Raw genomic sequence first — 17930 nt, 5'->3', positions numbered from 1 at the left:
GGACCGCGCAGGCACGCGACGGGTGGGATGCGCCGACCCCGACGCATCCCACCGCGCTGCTCAGAGCGTGTTGCCGAGCTTGAAGCCCTTCTCCTCGTCGCCCTTCCGCGTGTACGAGAAGCCGTCGGCCCCGATCGTGACGGCCATCTCGGAGTCGTCGGTGCGGGCGACGACGGGCTTCGGGTTGCCGTCGAGGTCGAGGACGAGCGATGCCTCGGTGTACCAGGACGGCACGACGGGGTTGCCCCACCAGTCGCGGCGCTGGTTGTCGTGCACGTCCCACGTGACCACGGGGTTGTCGGGGTCGCCCGTGTAGTAGTCCTGTGTGTAGATCTCGACGCGGTGGCCGTCGGGGTCGCGCAGGTAGAGGTAGAACGCGTTCGAGACGCCGTGGCGGCCGGGGCCGCGCTCGATCGCGTCGGACATGCGGAGCGCCCCGAGCTTGTCGCAGATGGCGAGGATGTTGTGCTTCTCGTGCGTCGAGAACGCCACGTGGTGCATGCGGGGGCCGTCGCCACCGGTCATCGCGGTGTCGTGCACGGTGGGCTTGCGGCGCATCCACGCGGCGTAGACCGTGCCGGCCTCGTCCTGGATGTCCTCCGTCACGCGGAAGCCGAGGTCCTGCATGAACGCGACCGCGCGCGGCACGTCGGGCGTGACCTGGTTGAAGTGGTCGAGGCGCACGAGCGCTCCGGGGGTGTAGAGGTCGTAGCGCCACGCGAGCCGCTCGACGTGCTCGACGTCGTGGAAGAACTCGTACGGGAATCCGAGCGGGTCCTCGACGCGCACGGACTCGCCGATGCCCTTCGTCCAGCCCTCGGTGCGACGCTCGACGCGGCATCCGAGTTCCGTGTAGAACGCGACGGCCCTGTCGAGGTCCTCGGGGGTGCGCACGCGGTAGCTGAACGCGGCGACCGCCGCGACGGGGCCCTTGCGGAGCACCAGGTTGTGGTGGATGAACTCCTCGAGCGAGCGGAGGTAGACGGTCTCGTCGTCCTCCTCGGTCACAGTGAGCCCGAGCACCTCGACGTAGAAGTTCCGGCTGGCCTCGAGGTCGGTGACGACGAGCTCCATGTACGCGCAGCGCAGGATGTCGGGGGCCGGGGCGGTCGGGGTCGCGATCGGGTTCTCGCTGCGGATCGGCGCCTCCTGGGAGACGTAGAAGCCGGAGGAGGTGAGGGTCATGCCATCACGGTGCGATGGCTGGGTGCGGTCGGTCATGTCAGCGTCCTTGCGTGAGATGGGTCGGTGGGATGGCGCGTCAGCGCGGGTCCGGGTCGTCGAGGTCCGACTCGTGGTGCTCCTGCTTGCCGAACGTCGGGTTGTGCACGGCGCCGAGCGTGATGTGCACCGCCTGCTGGTCGGTGTAGAAGTCGATCGAGCGGTAGCCGCCCTCGTGTCCGAGCCCGGAGGCCTTGACGCCGCCGAAGGGAGTGCGCAGGTCGCGCACGTTGTTCGAGTTCAGCCAGACCATGCCGGCCTCGACGGCCTGCGAGAAGTTGTGGGCGCGCGTGAGGTCGTTGGTCCAGATGTACGCGGCGAGGCCGTACTTCACGCCGTTGGCGAGCTCGAGCGCCTCCTCGTCGGAGTCGAACGGCGTGATCGCGACGACGGGGCCGAAGATCTCCTCCTGGAAGATCCGGGCGTCCTTCGGGACGTCGGCGAACACGGTCGGGGCGATGTAGTTGCCGGTGGGGAAGCCCTCCGGCCGCCCGCCGCCGGCCACGAGCCGGCCCTCGCCTTTGCCGATCTCGACGTAGCTCATGACCTTGTCGTAGTGCTCCGGGTGCACCAGTGCGCCGACCTCCGTGTTCGGGTCGTGCGGGTCGCCGACGACGACGCGCCCCGCCTGCGCGGCGTACTTCTCGACGAACTCGTCGTACACGGCGCGCTCGACCAGGATGCGGCTGCCGGCGGTGCAGCGCTCGCCGTTCAGCGAGAACACGCCGAAGATGGTCGCGTCGACCGCGGCGTCGAGGTCGGCGTCGGCGAAGACCACCGCGGGGCTCTTGCCGCCGAGCTCCATCGAGAGGCCCTTGAGGAACGGCGCGGCGTTGCCGAAGATGACCTGCCCCGTGCGGCTCTCGCCGGTGAACGAGATGAGCGGGACGTCCGGATGCTTCACCAGCGCGTCGCCCGCCTCCTCGCCGAGGCCGTTGACCAGGTTGAAGACGCCCTGCGGGAGTCCGGCCTCCTCGAAGATCTCGGCCCAGAGGCTCGCCGAGAGCGGCGTGAACTCGGCGGGCTTCAGCACGACGGTGTTGCCCGTCGCGATCGCGGGAGCGAGCTTCCACGACTCGAGCATGAACGGCGTGTTCCAGGGGGTGATGAGCCCGGCGACGCCGATCGGCTTGCGGTTCACGTAGTTGACCTGGCGACCCGGCACCTTGTAGGTGTCGTCGGCCTGCGCGACGATCAGGTCGGCGAAGAACCGGAAGTTCTCGGCCGCGCGACGCGCCTGGCCGAGCGCCTGCGTGATGGGCAGCCCCGTGTCGAAGGTCTCGAGCTCGGCGAGGCGCGCGTCGCGCGACTCGACGAGGTCGGCGATGCGGTGCAGCACGCGCGAACGCTCGCGGGGCAGCATCCGCGGCCACGGCCCCTCGGTGAAGGCGCGGCGGGCGGCGGCGACGGCGCGGTCGATGTCGGCCTTCTGGCCGGCCGCCGCCTGCACGTAGGTCTCGTTCGACACCGGGTCGAGCACGTCGAACGTCTCGCCGCCGACCGAGTCGACGAACTCCCCGTCGACGTAGTGGCGGATGCGCTCGGGCAGTCCCTCGGGGATGTGCTGGGTCATGCGGGTTCCTTCCGTGTCGTTGCTGGGCGGGCGGCGCGCGTCGGCGGGCGCCGCGGTGCCGGTGGTCGAATGGCGCGGCGGCGTCACGTGGCGACGGCCTCCGGAGCCGGGGTGGTCGCGGGCTTGTGGTCGGCCTGGTAGGCGAGCACGGCGTCGAGCGTCGCGGTGCGATGCCGTCGGGCGGCGAGCTCGATCTCGAGCGCGTCGGCGCCGCGTTCGATGAGCTCGACGATGCGCTCGTGCTCCTCGACGGAGGCGCGGGCGCGCCCAGGCACGAAGCTGAACGACGAGTCGCGCAGCACCCGCATCCGGTTCCACCCGCGGTGCACGAGGTCGAGCACGTGCGGGTTCGGGCAGCCCTCGAACAGCACGGCGTGGAACTCGAGGTTGAGCTCGGTGAACCGGTGCGGCTCGAAGTCCTCGAGCGTGCGCCGCATCTCCTCGTTGATCGCGCGCGCCCGGTCGAGCTGCCCGGCCGTGACGTACGGCGCGGTGAGCGAGGTGGCGAAGCCCTCGACGAGTGCGAGCGTCTGCATCGTGTGGAGGTACTCGGTCTCCTTGATGAGCGCGACCTGCGCTCCCACGTTCTTCTCGAACGTGACGAGCCCCTCGGCTTCGAGACGTCGGATCGCCTCGCGCACGGGCACGACGGAGACCTCGAGTTCGCCGGCGATCTGCGCCAGGACGAGCCGGTAGCCCGGGACGTACCGGCCGTCGTCGATGCGCTCCCGGATGAACCGGTACGCCTGCTGCGACTTGCTCTCGGCGCTCATCGCGCCTCCTCGGGCGGCAGGGCACCGGATGCCGCGGCGTCCCGCTCGCGCTCGTATCGCTCGCGCCACGCACGGTTCATCGGGAACAGCCCGTCGACCGGCTCGCCCTCGGCGACGCGCTCGGCGACCCAGGCGTCGGCCGCGTCCTGCGCGGCGGCCTCGGCGGCGACCTCGGCCACGAGGTGCGGCGGGATGACGATGACGCCGTCGCCGTCGCCGACGATCACGTCGCCGGGCTGCACGGCCGCGCCGCCGCACGCGATGGTCACGTCGGTCTCCCACGGCACGTGCCGGCGGCCGAGCACGCTCGGGTGCGCGCCCCGGGAGAAGACCGGGATGTCGATCCCGGCGACCGCGTCGAAGTCGCGCACGCCGCCGTCGGTGACGATGCCGGCCGCGCCGCGCACCTTGGCACGGAGCGCGAGGACGTCGCCGACCGTGCCGGTTCCGCGCTCGCCGCGGGCGTCGACCACGAGCACCTCGCCCGCGCCGACCGAGTCGAACGCGCGCTTCTGGGCGTTGTAGCCGCCCCCGTACGAGGCGAAGAGGTCGGGGCGCGCGGGGATGAACCGGAGCGTGCGGGCGCGACCGACGATCCGGTCTCCCGGGTGGTTCGCGACGACGCCCTCGATGAAGATGTCGTGGTAGCCCCGCTTGCGCAGTGCGACCGAGAGCGTCGCCACGGCCACGGAGGAGAGCTGGGCGCGCAGCGCGTCGGTGAGCTCGAACGGCGGCTGCGCGTCATCCGATGCCTCGGGCACCGTGCTCGCGGCGTCGAGCGGCGTGGCTCGGCCGGCCGCGACGGCGGCGGCGTGCGCCTCGCCGGAGCCCCATGCCTCGATGCGCTGCAGGTCGTCGACGGCGGGCTTCGAGCCGAAGTCGCCGAAGGCGACGCTGCCCTGCGTGACGGTCGTCACGAGCCGGCCGGTGGTCGGGGTGCCGGGCGCGCCGGGTGCGTCGACCTCGACCTCGACGACGTCGCCCGGCACGACGACCGACGAGCCGGCGGGAGTGCCGGTGAGGATCACGTCGCCCGTCTCGAGCGTGCCGTGCTGGGACAGGTCGGCGACGAGGCGGCCGAAGTCGAAGAGGAGCGTGTCGGAGGTGTCCTCCTGCACGAGTTCGCCGTTCACCCACGTGCGGACGCGCCAGTCGCCCTGCCCGATGCCGTCGACGGGGATCGCGACGGGCCCGAGCGGCGTGAATCCGTCGCCGCCCTTGGACCGGAGGTTGGATCCCTTGTCGGCGGCGCGGAGGTCGTACAGGCCGAAGTCGTTCGCGGCCGTGACGGCGGCGACGTGCGCCCAGCCCTCGTCGGGCGAGACGTGGCGCGCGGGCTCGCCGATGACCAGGGCGATCTCGCCCTCGAACGCGAGAAGCTCGGTGCCGGCCGGGCGCTCGATCGTGCCGCCGGTGCCGGCGAGCGAGCTCTGGGGCTTCAGGAAGTAGCTCGGCTGCGCGGGCGTGCGACCCCGCTGCGCCGCGCGCGACGGGTAGTTGAGGTGCACGGCGATGATCTTGCCGGGCTTCGAGATGGCGGTCATGGACTCCCTCGTCTCCTGGTATCTGAAATCATATACGATCCAGCGACGGGTGGCAACGCGACGGATGCCGCGGCCGCTCAGTAGCTCGGTCGCTCGTCGGCACCGGCGCTCGTGGCATCCGGTGCGCCCGTCGGCCCGATGAAGCGATCGGCGAGCGCCTCCGATGCGCGCGCGAGCAGGGCGACATCCGCCCCGACCGCGACGAACGAGGCGCCGGCCTCGAGGTAGCGGTCGGCGTCGGCGGGCGCGAACGCGTTCACGCCCACCGGCACCCCTGCGGCCACGCCCGCGCGGATCGACGCGAGCACCGCGTCGACGACCTCGGGATGCGACTGCTGCCCGAGGTGCCCCATCGACGCGGCGAGGTCGGCCGGCCCGACGAAGAGGCCGTCGACCCCGGGCGTCGCGGCGATCTCGTCGACGGCGGCGACCGCGGCGGCGGACTCGATCTGCACGACGAGGCTGATCGTCGACGACGCGGCCTGGAGGTAGCCGTCGACGCGGTTCCAGCGCGAGGCGCGCGCGAGCGACGAGCCGACCCCGCGGACGCCGCCGGTCGGGTAGCGGACCGCCCGGACGATCTCCGCGGCCTGCTCGGCCGAGTCGACCATCGGCACGAGGAGGTTCTGCACGCCGAGGTCGAGGAACTGCTTGATGACGACCGTGTCGCCGTACGGCACGCGGACGACGGGAGCGACGGGATAGGCGGCGACCGCCTGGAGCTGGGCGAGGATCGACTCGAGCCCGTTGGGGGAGTGCTCGCCGTCGATCAGCACCCAGTCGAGGCCGCTGCCCGCGGCGATCTCGGCGACGAGCGGGCTGCCGGAGCAGACCCACATGCCGACCTGCGGACGGTCGGCCGCGTCGATGCGGTCGGCGAAGGTCGGCGGCAGGGTCAGGCGAATCGGCACGAGATGCTCCCGAGGTCGTGGTAGTCGGCATGGACCGTGTCGCCGCGCTCGACCCACATCGGTCGGGTGAAGCTGCCGGCGAGGATGATCTCGCCCGCGCCGAGCGACTGGCCGTGCTGCGCGAGCTTGTTCGCGAGCCACGCCACGCCCATTGCGGGGTGGCCGAGCACCGCGCCGGCGACGCCCGACTCCTCGATCGTCTCGTTGCGCGAGAGCAGCGCGCCCACCCAGCGGAGGTCGACCTCGTCGACCTTCACGGGTCGACCGCCGACGACCATCGCGCCCATCGCGGCGTTGTCGCTGATGGTGTCGACGATCGTGCGACCCTCGAGCGCGATGTGCGAGTTCAGCACCTCGAGCGCGGGGACGACGTACTCGGTCGCGCGGAGCACGTCGAAGATCGTGGTGTCCGGCCCCTCGAGCGGCGCGCCGAGCACGAACGCGAGCTCGACCTCGATGCGCACGTTCGAGAAGCGGTCGAACTCGATGACCGAGCCCGACTCGTAGACCATGTCGTCGAGGATCACGCCGTAGTCCGGTTCGGTGATGCCCGTCGCGACCTGCATGACCTTCGAGGTCAACCCGATCTTGCGACCGACGAGCCTGGCGCCGGCGGACATGCGCCGCTCGGCCCACTCGCGCTGCACCGCGTACGCGTCCTCGACGGTCATGCCGGGGTTGCGGGCGGTCAGGAGCGGGACGGTCCTGCGATCGCGGTCGGCGGCGATGAGCTCGTCGGCGATCTCGCGGATGCGTGACGGGTCTGGCACGTGGTCTCCACTTCGTCGTGAGCGTCACGCCGATCGTACCGAGCAGCGGAGCGCATTTGGTATCTCAGATCATATACGATCTAGCCTCGCCGGGGTCGGAATGTCGCGCAGGCCGCCCTCGTGCCTCACCGGCACGCGCGCGGTCGAGGCATCCGTCGTCAGGAGTTCACGCGGATGATCTCGTGCTGGTACGGCGCCACGATGCGGTCGGACACGCGGCAGTCGAGCAGGAGGAACCGCCGCTCGTCGGCGGGCTCGGCGGCCCACGCTCCGAGGCGGTCCAGGTCGGCGATTTCGCGCACGACGACGCCCTCGGCGCCGACGGACGTCGCGAGTCCCGCGAAGTCGACCTCGGGGATGCGCATCGGCGGCTCGGCGAGGCCCTTGCGGCCGTAGAGGTGCACCTCGGCGCCGTAGGCGGTGTCGTTCCAGACGACGGCGACCCCGCGGCCGCCCGCCGTCCGGACGGCGGTCTCGAGGTCGGCGATCGCCATGAGCCCGCCGCCGTCTCCGGTGGTCAGCACGATCGTCGCGCCGGGCTTCGCCGCGGCGGCGCCGGGCACGCTCGGGAAGCCGAGGCCGATCGACTGGAACGCGGTGCCGACCATCATCATGCGGTCGGGGGATGCCACGGGCCAGTACATGTTCGCCCACCCGATGAAGTGCCCGCCGTCCGAGACGACGACGCGGTCCTCGGGGAGGAGCTCGGCCAGGCGTGCGGCGACCGAGCGCGGGTCGAGGCGGCCGTCCTCGGGCACGACGCCGATGCCCGGGTCGTGCGCGCGGAGCGGAGCCACCTCGAGCGATTCGCGCCAACCCGACGACGACGCGCCGAGTGCGGCGAGCCCGTCGACGAGCGCCCGCGCGACGAAGGCCGCGTCGCCCCTGACGTAGGCGCCGACGTGCGGGTGCGTCGCGGCCGGGGCGACATCCACCTGCGCGACGTGGGTGCCCGGGGCGAACAGCTCGCCGAAGCGCATCGTGAACTGGTTGAGCGACGCGCCGAAGACCACCGCGACATCGGCCTCGCGGATGAGCGCCATCGCGCCCTCGGCGCCGAAGCCGCCCGTCACCCCGAGGTCGTGGCGCTCGTCGGGGAAGACCCCGCGCCCGAGCGCGGTCGTCGCCGTGACGGCGCCCGTGGCGGCAGCGAGCTCGCCGAGCGCCTCGCCGGCGCCGGCGAGCCACGCACCGCGCCCCGCGATGAGCACGGGTCGGCTCGCGCCGGCGAGCGCCCGCGCGAGCGCGGCGATCGAGGCCGCGGCGAAGTCGCCGCGGGGCGCGAGCGGCGCGGGCAGCTTCGGCTCGGCGGTCGACGGGACCGGACCCGCCTCGAGCGCGGCGACGTCGTACGGGATCGCGAGCACCGTCGGCACCCGGTACGCCAGGGCGTGCTCGATCGCGATCACGGTCGTCGCCGCGGCATCCGCTCGGCCGACCGTGTAGGTGCGCGCCCCGACGCCCGACGCGAGCGCGATCTGGTCGACGCCCCAGGGGCGCGGGCCCGAGGTCGGCTCGTCGCCGACGACGAGCACGAGCGGCACCTTCGCCTGCACGGCCTCGGCGAGCGCGGTCAGCGTGTTCGTGAACCCGGCGCCGTAGGTCGCGGTCGCCGCGGCGAGCCGGTTCGAGGCGCGGAAGTGGGCATCGGCCGCGACGACGCCGCCGACCTCGTGCCGGACGGCGGTGAAGGTCGCCTCGGTCTCGCGCTCGAGCGCGTCGAGGAACCAGGCGTTGCCGTTGCCCATGACGCCGAAGACGTGGTCGACGTGGGCGGCGAGCGTGCGGGCGACGTGCGCGGAGACGGTGGGCATGGCGGAGCCTTTCGAGACGGTGACGGATGGCGGTTCCGTATGTGTCTCGCGGGGCCGGCCGAGGCGGCCTGACGCTTCGCACCCCTTTTTCGGGCGCCGGCGCCGCGCGTCGATCGCGGGGGATCAGGGCGCCTGGACGGAGCGAGTATAGCCCGCCGGCCCGTCGTCATCCGCTCCGGGCATGCGGCAGGATGGCACGCGTGAAGACGATCCAGTTGCGCCGGTACACGCTCGTCGACGGGGAGTACGACGCGTTCGTGACGTGGTGGGACGAGTGGATGCCGCGCGTGCGCGGCGCCGCAGGATTCGCCATCGAGTTCGCGTACGGCATCCGCGAGGCGAACCAGTTCGTCTGGGCGGTGAGCGCACCCGGCGACGCCGACGCCTTCCGTGCGCTCGAGGCCGAGTACCTCGCCTCCGCCGCGCGCGCCGCCGCGTTCGATGGCGTTCCGCAGCGCATCGCGGTCTACGACATCGCCCTGGTCGACGACATCGCCGCCTGAGCCGCACCCGCGTCGCTCCGGCGCGCCCCCCCCGCGAGGTCGAGCGGATGCCTCCGGCTCGCCGCCGCGGCAGCCGACGCCCCCGCCGCAGGACGCCGTGTACATCGCGCTCACCGTGCCGCGGTCGCTATGATCTGACCATCCCCTTGGACACCCCCGTGGTCGACGCTGCCCACCCGCGCGCGCGACCCGAACAGGCCGACGAGGTCCGACCCGCGGCTGAGAGGAAGAGTCGTGAGCCACGAGTTCGACGCCCGCCGTGAGGATTGGATCGCCCGAGAGGAGCTCGCCGAGCGCATGATCCCGCTCATCGGCGGGTTGTACCGCCGGCACGGGGTCGTCACCTCGATCCACGGCCGGCGGCTCATCAACCGCTCGGCGGTCGAACTGCTGAAGGCGCACCGCTTCGCCCGGCAGGCCGGCGACGTCGAGCTCGACCTGGCCGACACCATGCGCGTGCTCGAGGCCCTCACCGAGATCGCCCCGGGCCCCGCCTCGATCGACGTGGCCCGCCTCGTCTCGCGGTTCCACGCCGCACCCGCCGGGACCGACCTCGTCGACTTCCTGCGGTCCGAGCTCGCGCCCGTGCTCGTCGACCCGGCCGCCTCGGCCGACGCCGACGGTGCCGCCGAGGCAGCCGGCACCGACGTCGTGCTCTACGGCTTCGGCCGCATCGGTCGCCTCCTGGCCCGGATCCTCATCGCCCACGCCGGCGGCGGCCAGGGCCTGCGACTGCGCGCCATCGTCGTGCGCAGGGGCAGCGAGAACGACCTCGCCAAGCGCGCGAGCCTGCTCCGCCGCGACTCGGTGCACGGGCCGTTCCAGGGCACGATCACGGTCGACGAGGAGGCGAACACCATCCTCGCGAACGGCACCCTCATCCAGGTCATCTACTCCGACGACCCGGGCACGATCGACTACACCGCCTACGGCATCTCCGACGCGATCGTCGTCGACAACACGGGCCGCTGGCGCGACGAGGCCGGCCTCAGCCGCCACCTCGAGTCCACCGGCGTGGCGCGGGTGCTCCTCACCGCTCCGGGCAAGGGCGCGATCAAGAACATCGTGCACGGCATCAACCACGGCGACATCGAGGCGGGCGACCGCATCCTGTCGGCCGCCTCGTGCACGACCAACGCCATCACGCCCGTGCTCGCCGCCATCGACGAGGCCTACGGCGTCGTGCGCGGCCACGTCGAGACCGTGCACTCGTTCACGAACGACCAGAACCTCATCGACAACTTCCACAAGGGCGACCGTCGCGGCCGTTCGGCGGTGCTCAACATGGTGATCACCGAGACGGGCGCCGCGAAGGCCGTCTCGAAGGCGCTGCCCGCACTCGAGGGCAAGCTCACCGGCAGCGCCATCCGCGTGCCCACGCCCGACGTCTCGCTCGCGATCCTGAACCTGCAGCTCGAGCGCCCGACCGACAAGGCGACGCTGAACGCGTACCTCCGCAAGGTGTCGCTGACCTCGCCGCTGCGCCAGCAGGTCGACTACATCGAGTCGGCCGAGGTCGTCTCGACCGACTTCGTCGGCAGCCACCGCGCGGGCATCGTCGACGGTCTCGCGACCATCGCCGACGGCACCGACGTCGTGCTCTACGTCTGGTACGACAACGAGTACGGCTACTCGTGCCAGGTCGTCCGCGTCATCGAGGCGATGTCGGGCACGCACCCGGTCGTGCTCCCCGAGCGCGAGCCCGTGCGCATCGAGCAGGTCGCCGCGGCGGCCGTGCCCGAGGTCGCCGAGGTCGGCTGAGCGGATGGCGCGGGGGCGGGCCGCACGGCGGCCCCGCCCCGCTCCGGTCGTAGGCTGAGGGCATGAGCAGCGAAGCCGTCATCGTCGACGTCGTCCGAACGCCCGTGGGTCGCGGCAAGCCCGGAGGGATGCTGAGCGGAGTCCACCCCGTGGACCTGCTCGCGGGCGTGCTCACCACGATCGTCGACCGGAACGACCTCGACCCCGCCATCGTCGACGACGTGATCGGCGGGTGCGTCAGCCAGATCGGCGAGCAGTCGTACAACGTCACCCGCAACGCCGTGCTCGCGGCGGGCTTCCCGGAGTCCGTCCCCGGCACGACGATCGACCGCCAGTGCGGGTCGAGCCAGCAGGCGGCGACGTTCGCCGCGCAGGCGATCCTCGCCGGGCAGGCCGACATCGTCATCGCGTGCGGCGTCGAGTCGATGAGCCGCGTGCCGCTCGGTTCCAGCGCGGCCGGTGCCGACCCGTTCGGCACGCGCCTGCACGCACGGTATCCCGACGGCCTCGTCAGCCAGGGCGTCTCCGCGGAGCTCATCGCGCAGAAGTGGGGATTCTCGCGCGAGCGGCTCGACGCGTTCGCGGCGCGCTCGCACGAGCTCGCCGCAGCGGCGGGGGAGTCGGGTGCGTTCGCGACGGAGGTCGTGCCCGTGGCGGGCATCGACCGGCTGGTCGACGAGACCGTGCGGCCGGGCACCTCGGTCGAGTCGCTCGCCGGGCTGAACCCGGCGTTCCGCAGCGACCGGCTGGCAGAGCGATTCCCCGAGGTCGAGTGGCGGATCACCCCCGGCAACTCCTCGCCGCTGACCGACGGCGCCTCGGCCGCGCTCATCATGAGCGCCGATGCCGCCGAGAAGCTGGGACTCGAGCCCCGGGCGCGCTTCCGCTCGTTCTCGGTCGTCGGCAGCGATCCGCTGTACATGCTCACGGGGGTGATCCCCGCCACGGCGAAGGTGCTCGAACGTGCCGGACTCGGCCACGACGACATCGACGCGTACGAGGTCAACGAGGCGTTCGCGTCCGTCCCGCTCGCGTGGCTCGCCGAGACCGGCGCCGACCCCGAGAAGCTGAATCCACGCGGCGGCGCGATCGCGCTCGGCCACGCGCTCGGCTCCAGCGGTACGCGCCTGCTCACGACGCTCGTGAACCAGCTCGAGGCGACGGGCGGGCGCTACGGACTGCAGACGATGTGCGAGGGCGGCGGCATGGCCAACGCCTACGTCGTCGAGCGGATCTGATCCGCCCGCCCCGCCCACACCTCGAACAAGGGAGCAACATGGAACTCAGCGGAGCCTCCGCGATCGTCACCGGCGGAGCGTCCGGACTCGGGAGGGCGACGGCCCAGGCCCTCGTCGACGGCGGCGCGCACGTCGTGCTCGTCGACCTGCCCGGTCCGCGCGGCGAGCAGGCCGCCGCCGAGCTCGGCGAGCGGGCGCGGTTCGTACCCGCGGACGTCGCCGACGAGACGCAGGTGGGCCGCGCGGTCGCCGCGGCGTCCGCCCTCGGCCCCCTCCGGATCGCGGTGAACTGCGCCGGCATCGTCACCGCGAACCGCACGGTCGGCCGTGAGGGCCCGGCACCGCTCGAGGCGTTCGAGCGCACCATCCGGGTGAACCTCATCGGCACGTTCAACGTGATCCGGCTCGCGGCGGCGGCGATGGCGGAGTCGGAGCCCGTCTCGGCCGGCGTCGCCGGTGGACCCGCCACCCTCGAGCGCGGGGTCATCGTCAACACGGCGTCGGTCGCCGCCTTCGACGGCCAGATCGGGCAGGCGGCCTACTCGGCGTCGAAGGCCGGCGTCGCGGGCATGACCCTGCCGATCGCGCGCGACCTGTCGAAGCTGCTGATCCGGGTCGTCACGATCGCGCCCGGGATCTTCGAGACGCCGATGATGGCCGGCATGCCCGACGACGTGCGCGCCTCGCTCGAGGCGCAGGTCCCGCATCCGTCCCGCCTCGGGCACCCGGCCGAGTACGCCGCGCTCGTGCGCTCGATCGTCGCGAATCCGATGCTGAACGGCGAGACGATCCGCCTCGACGGCGGGATCCGGATGCAGCCCAAGTAGGGAGCTCCCGATCGCGTCGCGTGCTCGCGATGCGAGGTCAGATCCGCCCGAGCGAGAGCGCGGACCCGCCGCGCCGGCGAACCGTCTTGATCACCCCGTCGATGACGTCCCACACGCTCACCGCGATGAATGCGAAGACGATGATCGTGGCCACGATGCCGCCGGCCTCGCCCCACGGCCACCCGACCACCTCGAGGAACTCCGGGTTGACCAGCTGGCCGGTCGTGAAGAGCCACAGCGCCGGCACGGCGAAGGCGACGTTGAGCAGGAGGTTCACGATCGCGAGCCACCAGTTCCACCCCCAGACGTAGATCGCCGCCGCGAACACCATCTCGAGGCCGATCACGACGAGGAACCACGGGATCCAGAAGGACCACAGGTCGGGCGAGAGCACCGGGACCGATTCGCCCAGCCGGTTCGCGACCGGCGCACCGTATCCCTGCCAGATGATGACCCCGGCGAACAGGCCGAGGAAGACGAGGGAGGCGATGAGGTCGCCGAGGCGGCCGCCCTTGCCGTCGTCGGGGATCGTGGGCAGGCGCTCGGGCGTCCAGCGGTCGACCGGGCCCGAGCCGGGGCTGCGCTCGACGATCGCGAACACCAGCGTCGGCCAGAAGGCCAGCTGCACGGCGAGGGAGAATCCGACGCTGAATGCGCTCGCGAAGACCTCGCCGACCGGTGCCCCCGCGAGCGCCTGGGCGAGCAGGACCGCGCCGACGGCGATCGGGAGGACGATCGCGAGGAGCGTCGTCACCAGCCGCTTCCAGGTGAGGTAGTACCGCGGGCCGATGAGGTGCAGCGGGCGATCGAGGTACTTCGCCGCGAGTGCCGCGGGGTCTCCGAGCTGGACGAGGACGGCGAACTCGGCGTCGTCGGTCGGGGCGCCGGACTGGCGACGCGCGTCGACCTCGTCGCCGATGCGCTCGCGCAGCTCGCGACCGAACTCCTCGCGCTGGGGCTCGGGCAGGTTGTGGGCGGCGGCCCAGACGTAGCGGTCGGTGAGGGTTGCAGCGGGGGTGGTCATGATCCTTCTCCCGAGGTGAGACGGGCGAGCGCCCGGTCGATGTTCTTCCAGTCGGCGGTGAGGACCCCGGCGAGCTGCTCGCCCGCCGGGCTGGTGCGGTAGAACTTCCGGGGCCTCGCCTCGTCGGTGTTCCATTCGCTCGTGAGGAGGCCCTGCTTCTCGAGTCGTCGGAGCAGCGGGTACAGGGTGTTCGCATCGACGGTGACGCCGATGCCGTTGAGCGACTCGAGCAGCGCGTACCCGTAGTCGGGCTCGCGCAGCCGGACGAGGCAGGCGAGCACGACGGTGCCGCGCCGCAGCTCCTGCAGGTGGCTCGCGGTCGTCGCATCCATGCTCATGTCCAGCACTGTACTGTGCTTGACACACTATTGCAACGGTCCTTCGTCGGGCTCGGCGAGGCGGGCGCTGCGGCGTGCGCGGCGCGAGGGTGCTACTCGCCGGCGTGCGCCTCGAGGAACGCGTAGACCTCGGCGTCGTCGACGCCCGGGAACGTTCCGGAGGGCAGCGGCGAGAGCACGTGCGCGTGCAGCCGAGCACTCGGCCACGCCCGGCCCGCCCACCGCTCGGCGAGCCCGTCGGGTGCGCGCCGGCAGCACGACTCGTCGGGGCAGCGCGATTCCGAACGCAGGGTGGTCTCGCGCCCGCGGAACCACTTCGCCTGGTTGAACGGCACGCCGACGGTGATCGAGAACTCGGTGGCATCCGTTCGCCCGGTCTGCGTGGCGCACCAGAACGTGCCGACCGGGGTGTCGGTGTACTGGTAGTTCTCGGTCGTCCGATTCGTGTGCTCGAAGGCGGTGCGGGCGCTCCACTTCTTGCACACCCACTGGCCCTCGATCGAGCCCGTGACATCCGTCGGCAGCGGCAGGCCGTCGTTCTCGTACCCCTTGAGCAGGGCGCCGTCGCCGTTCACCCGCAGGAAGTGCACGGTCATGTCGAGCTGGCTCGTGGCGAGGTTCGTGAACCGGAGGGCCGCGGCCTCGTGCGTGACGCCGAACGCGTCGCGGAAGTCCTCGATCGCGAGGCGCTTGTCCTTCTTCGCCTCCTGCAGGAAGGCGACGGATGCCTCCTGCGGCATCAGGCACGCCGCCGCGAAGTAGTTGATCTCGAGCCGCTGCCAGAGGAACTCGACGTAGCTCGCCGGCGGCTCGTGGCCGAGGAGGCGGTGGGCCATCGCCTGGAGCGCCATCGAGCGCAGCCCGTGGCCACCGGGGATCGAGGCCGGCGGGAGGTAGATCCGCCCGTTCGCGAGGTCGGTGATCGAGCGGGTCGAACCGGGAAGGTCGTTGACGTAGATGAGTTGGAAGCCGAGTCGCTCGGCCATGACGCTCACCTCGCGGTGCGTGAGCGCGCCCTGGCGGTGGCCCGACGCGCGCACCTGCTCCTCGGCGAGCTGCTCGATCTCGAGCAGGTAGTTGCTCCGCGCGCGCATGCGCTCGCGGAGCTCGGTGTTCGCGCGCCGTGCCTCCTCGGGCGTCGCGATCGCCTCGCTCGCGCGGCGCTGCAGCTCGTGGTGCAGTCCGACGATCGCCTCGAGCGACTCGTCGCTCATCCCGCGGCTCGGCTTCACGTGCGGCAGGCCGAGTGCGGCGTAGAGCGGGCTCGCCTGCGCCCGGCCGAGCTCGAGCTCGAGCTCGGCGCGCCGGCTCGGCGCCTCGCGCGAGAGCAGGTCGGCCAGGTCGACCTCGAGGGCCGACGCGAGGGCGTCGAGCGTGGAGAGCTTCGGCTCGCGCTTGCCGTTCTCGATGAGGGAGAGCTGACTGCCCGCGAGCCCCACCCGGTCGCCGAGCTGGTCGAGCGTGAGCCCGAGGTCGGTGCGGTAGTGCCGGATGCGGTGGCCGAGCGTGGCCAGGTCTGGGCTGCCGAGCTTCATGCCTTCAGATTATCGAAAGATCGCAAATTCTTAACACCCGAATCGTGCGAATGGATGGCGCATCCTCGCTCAGACTGGAAACACGCCACCGATCACGGCGGCTCTCCGAACTCCTCGAAAGGACGACGATGACCATCTCCGACTTCTCGGTCAGCGCCTCCGGACCCGCCTCGGACGCGGAGGACCGCCCGCGCGGCACGACCGACCCGGCGCTGCGCGCCTGGGTCGCCGAGATCGCCGCGATCACCCAGCCCGACGACATCGTCTGGTGCGACGGCTCCAAGCAGGAGGCCGACCAGCTCACGCGCCAGCTCATCGCCGAGGGCAAGCTGATCAAGCTCAACCCCGAGTGGCGTCCCAACAGCTACCTCGCCCGCACCGACCCGTCGGACGTCGCGCGCGTCGAGGACCGCACGTTCATCTGCTCCACCTACGAGGAGGACGCGGGCCCCACGAACAACTGGCGCGACCCGCACGCGATGCGCGAGGAGCTCATCGGCGTGTTCACGGGCTCGATGAAGGGCCGCACGATGTACGTCGTGCCCTTCTCCATGGGCCCGCTGGGCGGCGAGATCAGCCAGCTCGGCGTCGAGATCACCGACTCGCCGTACGTCGTGCTCTCGATGGGCATCATGACCCGCATGGGCGAGCAGGTCTACCGCCTCATCGAGACCGGCGAGCCGTGGGTGCACACCATCCACTCGCTCGGCTACCCGCTCGTCGACGGCGTCGGCCACCGGCGCGACGACGTCGAGTGGCCGTGCAACGACACGAAGTACATCGTGCAGTTCCCCGACTCCCGCGAGATCTGGTCGTACGGCTCCGGCTACGGCGGCAACGCGCTCCTCGCGAAGAAGGCGTTCGCCCTCCGCATCGCGAGCGTCATGGCCCGCGACGAGGGATGGCTCGCCGAGCACATGCTCCTCATCAAGGTGACCTCGCCCGAGGGCAAGGCGTACCACATCGCGGCCGCGTTCCCGTCGGCCTGCGGCAAGACGAACCTCGCGATGCTCCGCCCGACGATCCCCGGCTGGAAGGTCGAGACGATCGGCGACGACATCGCCTGGATGCGCCCCGGCGAGGACGGCCGCCTCTACGCGATCAACCCCGAGGCCGGCTTCTTCGGCGTCGCACCCGGCACCGGCGAGACCACCAACCCGACCGCGGTGCAGACGCTCTGGGGCAACACGATCTTCACGAACGTGGCGCTCCGCCCCGACGGCGATGTCTGGTGGGAGGGCCTCACCGACACGGTGCCGGAGGAGCTCACCGACTGGCAGGGCAACGCCTGGACGCCCGCGTCCGGTCGCCCCGCCGCGCACCCGAACTCGCGCTTCACTGTGGCAGCGGCCCAGTGCCCGCAGATCTCGGACGACTGGGACGCCCACGACGGCGTGCCGATCGACGCGATCCTGTTCGGCGGTCGCCGTGCGACGAACGTGCCGCTCGTCGCGGAGGCGCGCTCGTGGAAGCACGGCGTGTTCATGGGCGCCACGATCTCGTCGGAGCAGACCGCGGCCGCCGAGGGCACCGTCGGCGAACTCCGTCGCGACCCGTTCGCGATGCTCCCGTTCTGCGGCTACAACATGGCCGACTACTGGGGCCACTGGATCAAGATGGGCCGCATCCTCGGTACGAACGCGCCGAAGATCTTCCAGGTCAACTGGTTCCGCAAGGGCCACGACGGCAAGTTCCTCTGGCCGGGCTTCGGCGAGAACTCGCGCGTGATCGAGTGGGTCGTCGGCCGCATCGAGGGGACCGCCGACGCCGACGAGACCCCGATCGGCAACCTGCCGGCCGAGGGCTCGCTCGACCTCGACGGAATCGAGATCAGCGACGACGCGCTCGAGCAGCTCTTCGAGGTCGACCCGAAGACCTGGCTCGCGGAGTGCGACCTCACCGAGGAGTACTTCGGCCAGTTCGGCGACCGCGTGCCTGCGGCCCTCAAGGCCGAGCTTTCCAGCCTCCGCTACCACCTGCAGCAGCAGGTCTCGTAGCGGACCTCACCGCCGGCCGTCGCTCAGGGGTGGGCGACGGCCGGCGGTGACGCGCGCCGGAGCGCGCGGGCGACGGATGCCGCGGGCGCGACGTGCACGGG

At 71.8% G+C, this 17930-nt stretch carries 15 protein-coding genes; 5 read left to right on the top strand and 10 right to left on the bottom strand.

Annotated elements, in window-relative coordinates; translation table 11 throughout:
* Nucleotides 1-60 precede the first annotated feature (60 nt).
* The 7 genes from hpaD to ACFVHK_RS15080 form a co-directional block, all read right to left on the bottom strand.
* On the bottom strand, nt 61-1221 hold the full coding sequence (hpaD, locus tag ACFVHK_RS15110) for a 3,4-dihydroxyphenylacetate 2,3-dioxygenase (protein WP_376929541.1): 1161 nt from the start codon (nt 1219-1221) through the stop codon (nt 61-63).
* A 40-nt stretch (nt 1222-1261) separates the two neighbouring features.
* Nucleotides 1262-2794, bottom strand: coding sequence for a 5-carboxymethyl-2-hydroxymuconate semialdehyde dehydrogenase (gene hpaE / locus ACFVHK_RS15105; protein WP_376929540.1), 1533 nt, complete (start codon nt 2792-2794; stop codon nt 1262-1264).
* 83 nt (nt 2795-2877) lie between these two features.
* Nucleotides 2878-3567: a GntR family transcriptional regulator gene (locus ACFVHK_RS15100; RefSeq protein ID WP_376929539.1), complete on the bottom strand. Its 690-nt coding sequence runs from the start codon at nt 3565-3567 to the stop codon at nt 2878-2880.
* Nucleotides 3564-5111 carry a fumarylacetoacetate hydrolase family protein gene (locus ACFVHK_RS15095; RefSeq protein WP_376929538.1) on the bottom strand — a complete coding sequence of 516 codons (1548 nt, stop codon included), beginning with the start codon at nt 5109-5111 and terminating at the stop codon, nt 3564-3566. Before ACFVHK_RS15095 ends, ACFVHK_RS15100 begins: the two co-directional genes overlap by 4 nt.
* A 77-nt stretch (nt 5112-5188) precedes the next feature.
* On the bottom strand, nt 5189-6022 hold the full coding sequence (locus ACFVHK_RS15090; RefSeq protein ID WP_376929537.1) for an HpcH/HpaI aldolase family protein: 834 nt from the start codon (nt 6020-6022) through the stop codon (nt 5189-5191).
* Nucleotides 6007-6792 (bottom strand): 2-oxo-hept-4-ene-1,7-dioate hydratase, encoded by a 786-nt coding sequence (gene hpaH, locus ACFVHK_RS15085; RefSeq protein WP_376929536.1) that lies wholly within the window; start codon nt 6790-6792, stop codon nt 6007-6009. Before hpaH ends, ACFVHK_RS15090 begins: the two co-directional genes overlap by 16 nt.
* A gap of 158 nt (nt 6793-6950) precedes the next feature.
* Nucleotides 6951-8606: a thiamine pyrophosphate-binding protein gene (locus tag ACFVHK_RS15080; RefSeq protein WP_376929535.1), complete on the bottom strand. Its 1656-nt coding sequence runs from the start codon at nt 8604-8606 to the stop codon at nt 6951-6953.
* A 200-nt stretch (nt 8607-8806) separates the two neighbouring features.
* On the opposite strand from ACFVHK_RS15080, the gene ACFVHK_RS15075 reads away from it, so the two are divergent.
* The 4 genes from ACFVHK_RS15075 (at nt 8807) to ACFVHK_RS15060 (ending at nt 12935) form a co-directional block, all read left to right on the top strand.
* On the top strand, nt 8807-9109 hold the full coding sequence (locus tag ACFVHK_RS15075; protein ID WP_376929534.1) for a hypothetical protein: 303 nt from the start codon (nt 8807-8809) through the stop codon (nt 9107-9109).
* 234 nt (nt 9110-9343) lie between these two features.
* On the top strand, nt 9344-10870 hold the full coding sequence (locus tag ACFVHK_RS15070) for a glyceraldehyde-3-phosphate dehydrogenase (RefSeq protein ID WP_376929533.1): 1527 nt from the start codon (nt 9344-9346) through the stop codon (nt 10868-10870).
* Nucleotides 10871-10932: 62 nt separating this feature from the next.
* Nucleotides 10933-12108 (top strand): thiolase family protein, encoded by a 1176-nt coding sequence (locus tag ACFVHK_RS15065; protein ID WP_376929532.1) that lies wholly within the window; start codon nt 10933-10935, stop codon nt 12106-12108.
* Between the two features lie 38 nt (nt 12109-12146).
* Nucleotides 12147-12935, top strand: coding sequence for a 3-hydroxyacyl-CoA dehydrogenase (locus tag ACFVHK_RS15060; protein ID WP_376929531.1), 789 nt, complete (start codon nt 12147-12149; stop codon nt 12933-12935).
* Between the two features lie 37 nt (nt 12936-12972).
* Here ACFVHK_RS15060 and ACFVHK_RS15055 read toward each other — a convergent pair whose 3' ends face one another.
* From ACFVHK_RS15055 to ACFVHK_RS15045, 3 genes are all read right to left on the bottom strand, one after another.
* Nucleotides 12973-13959, bottom strand: coding sequence for a hypothetical protein (locus tag ACFVHK_RS15055; protein WP_376929530.1), 987 nt, complete (start codon nt 13957-13959; stop codon nt 12973-12975).
* Entirely contained in the window at nt 13956-14297 is a 342-nt protein-coding gene (locus ACFVHK_RS15050) for a PadR family transcriptional regulator (RefSeq protein ID WP_129234231.1), read from the bottom strand. Before ACFVHK_RS15050 ends, ACFVHK_RS15055 begins: the two co-directional genes overlap by 4 nt.
* A 92-nt stretch (nt 14298-14389) precedes the next feature.
* Nucleotides 14390-15832, bottom strand: a complete 1443-nt coding sequence (locus ACFVHK_RS15045) for a helix-turn-helix domain-containing protein (RefSeq protein ID WP_376929529.1) — start codon at nt 15830-15832, stop codon at nt 14390-14392.
* Nucleotides 15833-15960: 128 nt separating this feature from the next.
* On the opposite strand from ACFVHK_RS15045, the gene ACFVHK_RS15040 reads away from it, so the two are divergent.
* Nucleotides 15961-17829: a phosphoenolpyruvate carboxykinase (GTP) gene (locus ACFVHK_RS15040; protein WP_376929528.1), complete on the top strand. Its 1869-nt coding sequence runs from the start codon at nt 15961-15963 to the stop codon at nt 17827-17829.
* Nucleotides 17830-17930 lie beyond the last annotated feature (101 nt).

Source organism: Agromyces binzhouensis (assembly GCF_042672355.1).
In the GTDB taxonomy this organism is placed as follows: Bacteria; Actinomycetota; Actinomycetes; order Actinomycetales; family Microbacteriaceae; genus Agromyces; species Agromyces binzhouensis.
The sequence above is the reverse complement of the archived record's forward strand: the minus strand, read 5'-3'. Positions and strand labels throughout refer to the sequence as shown.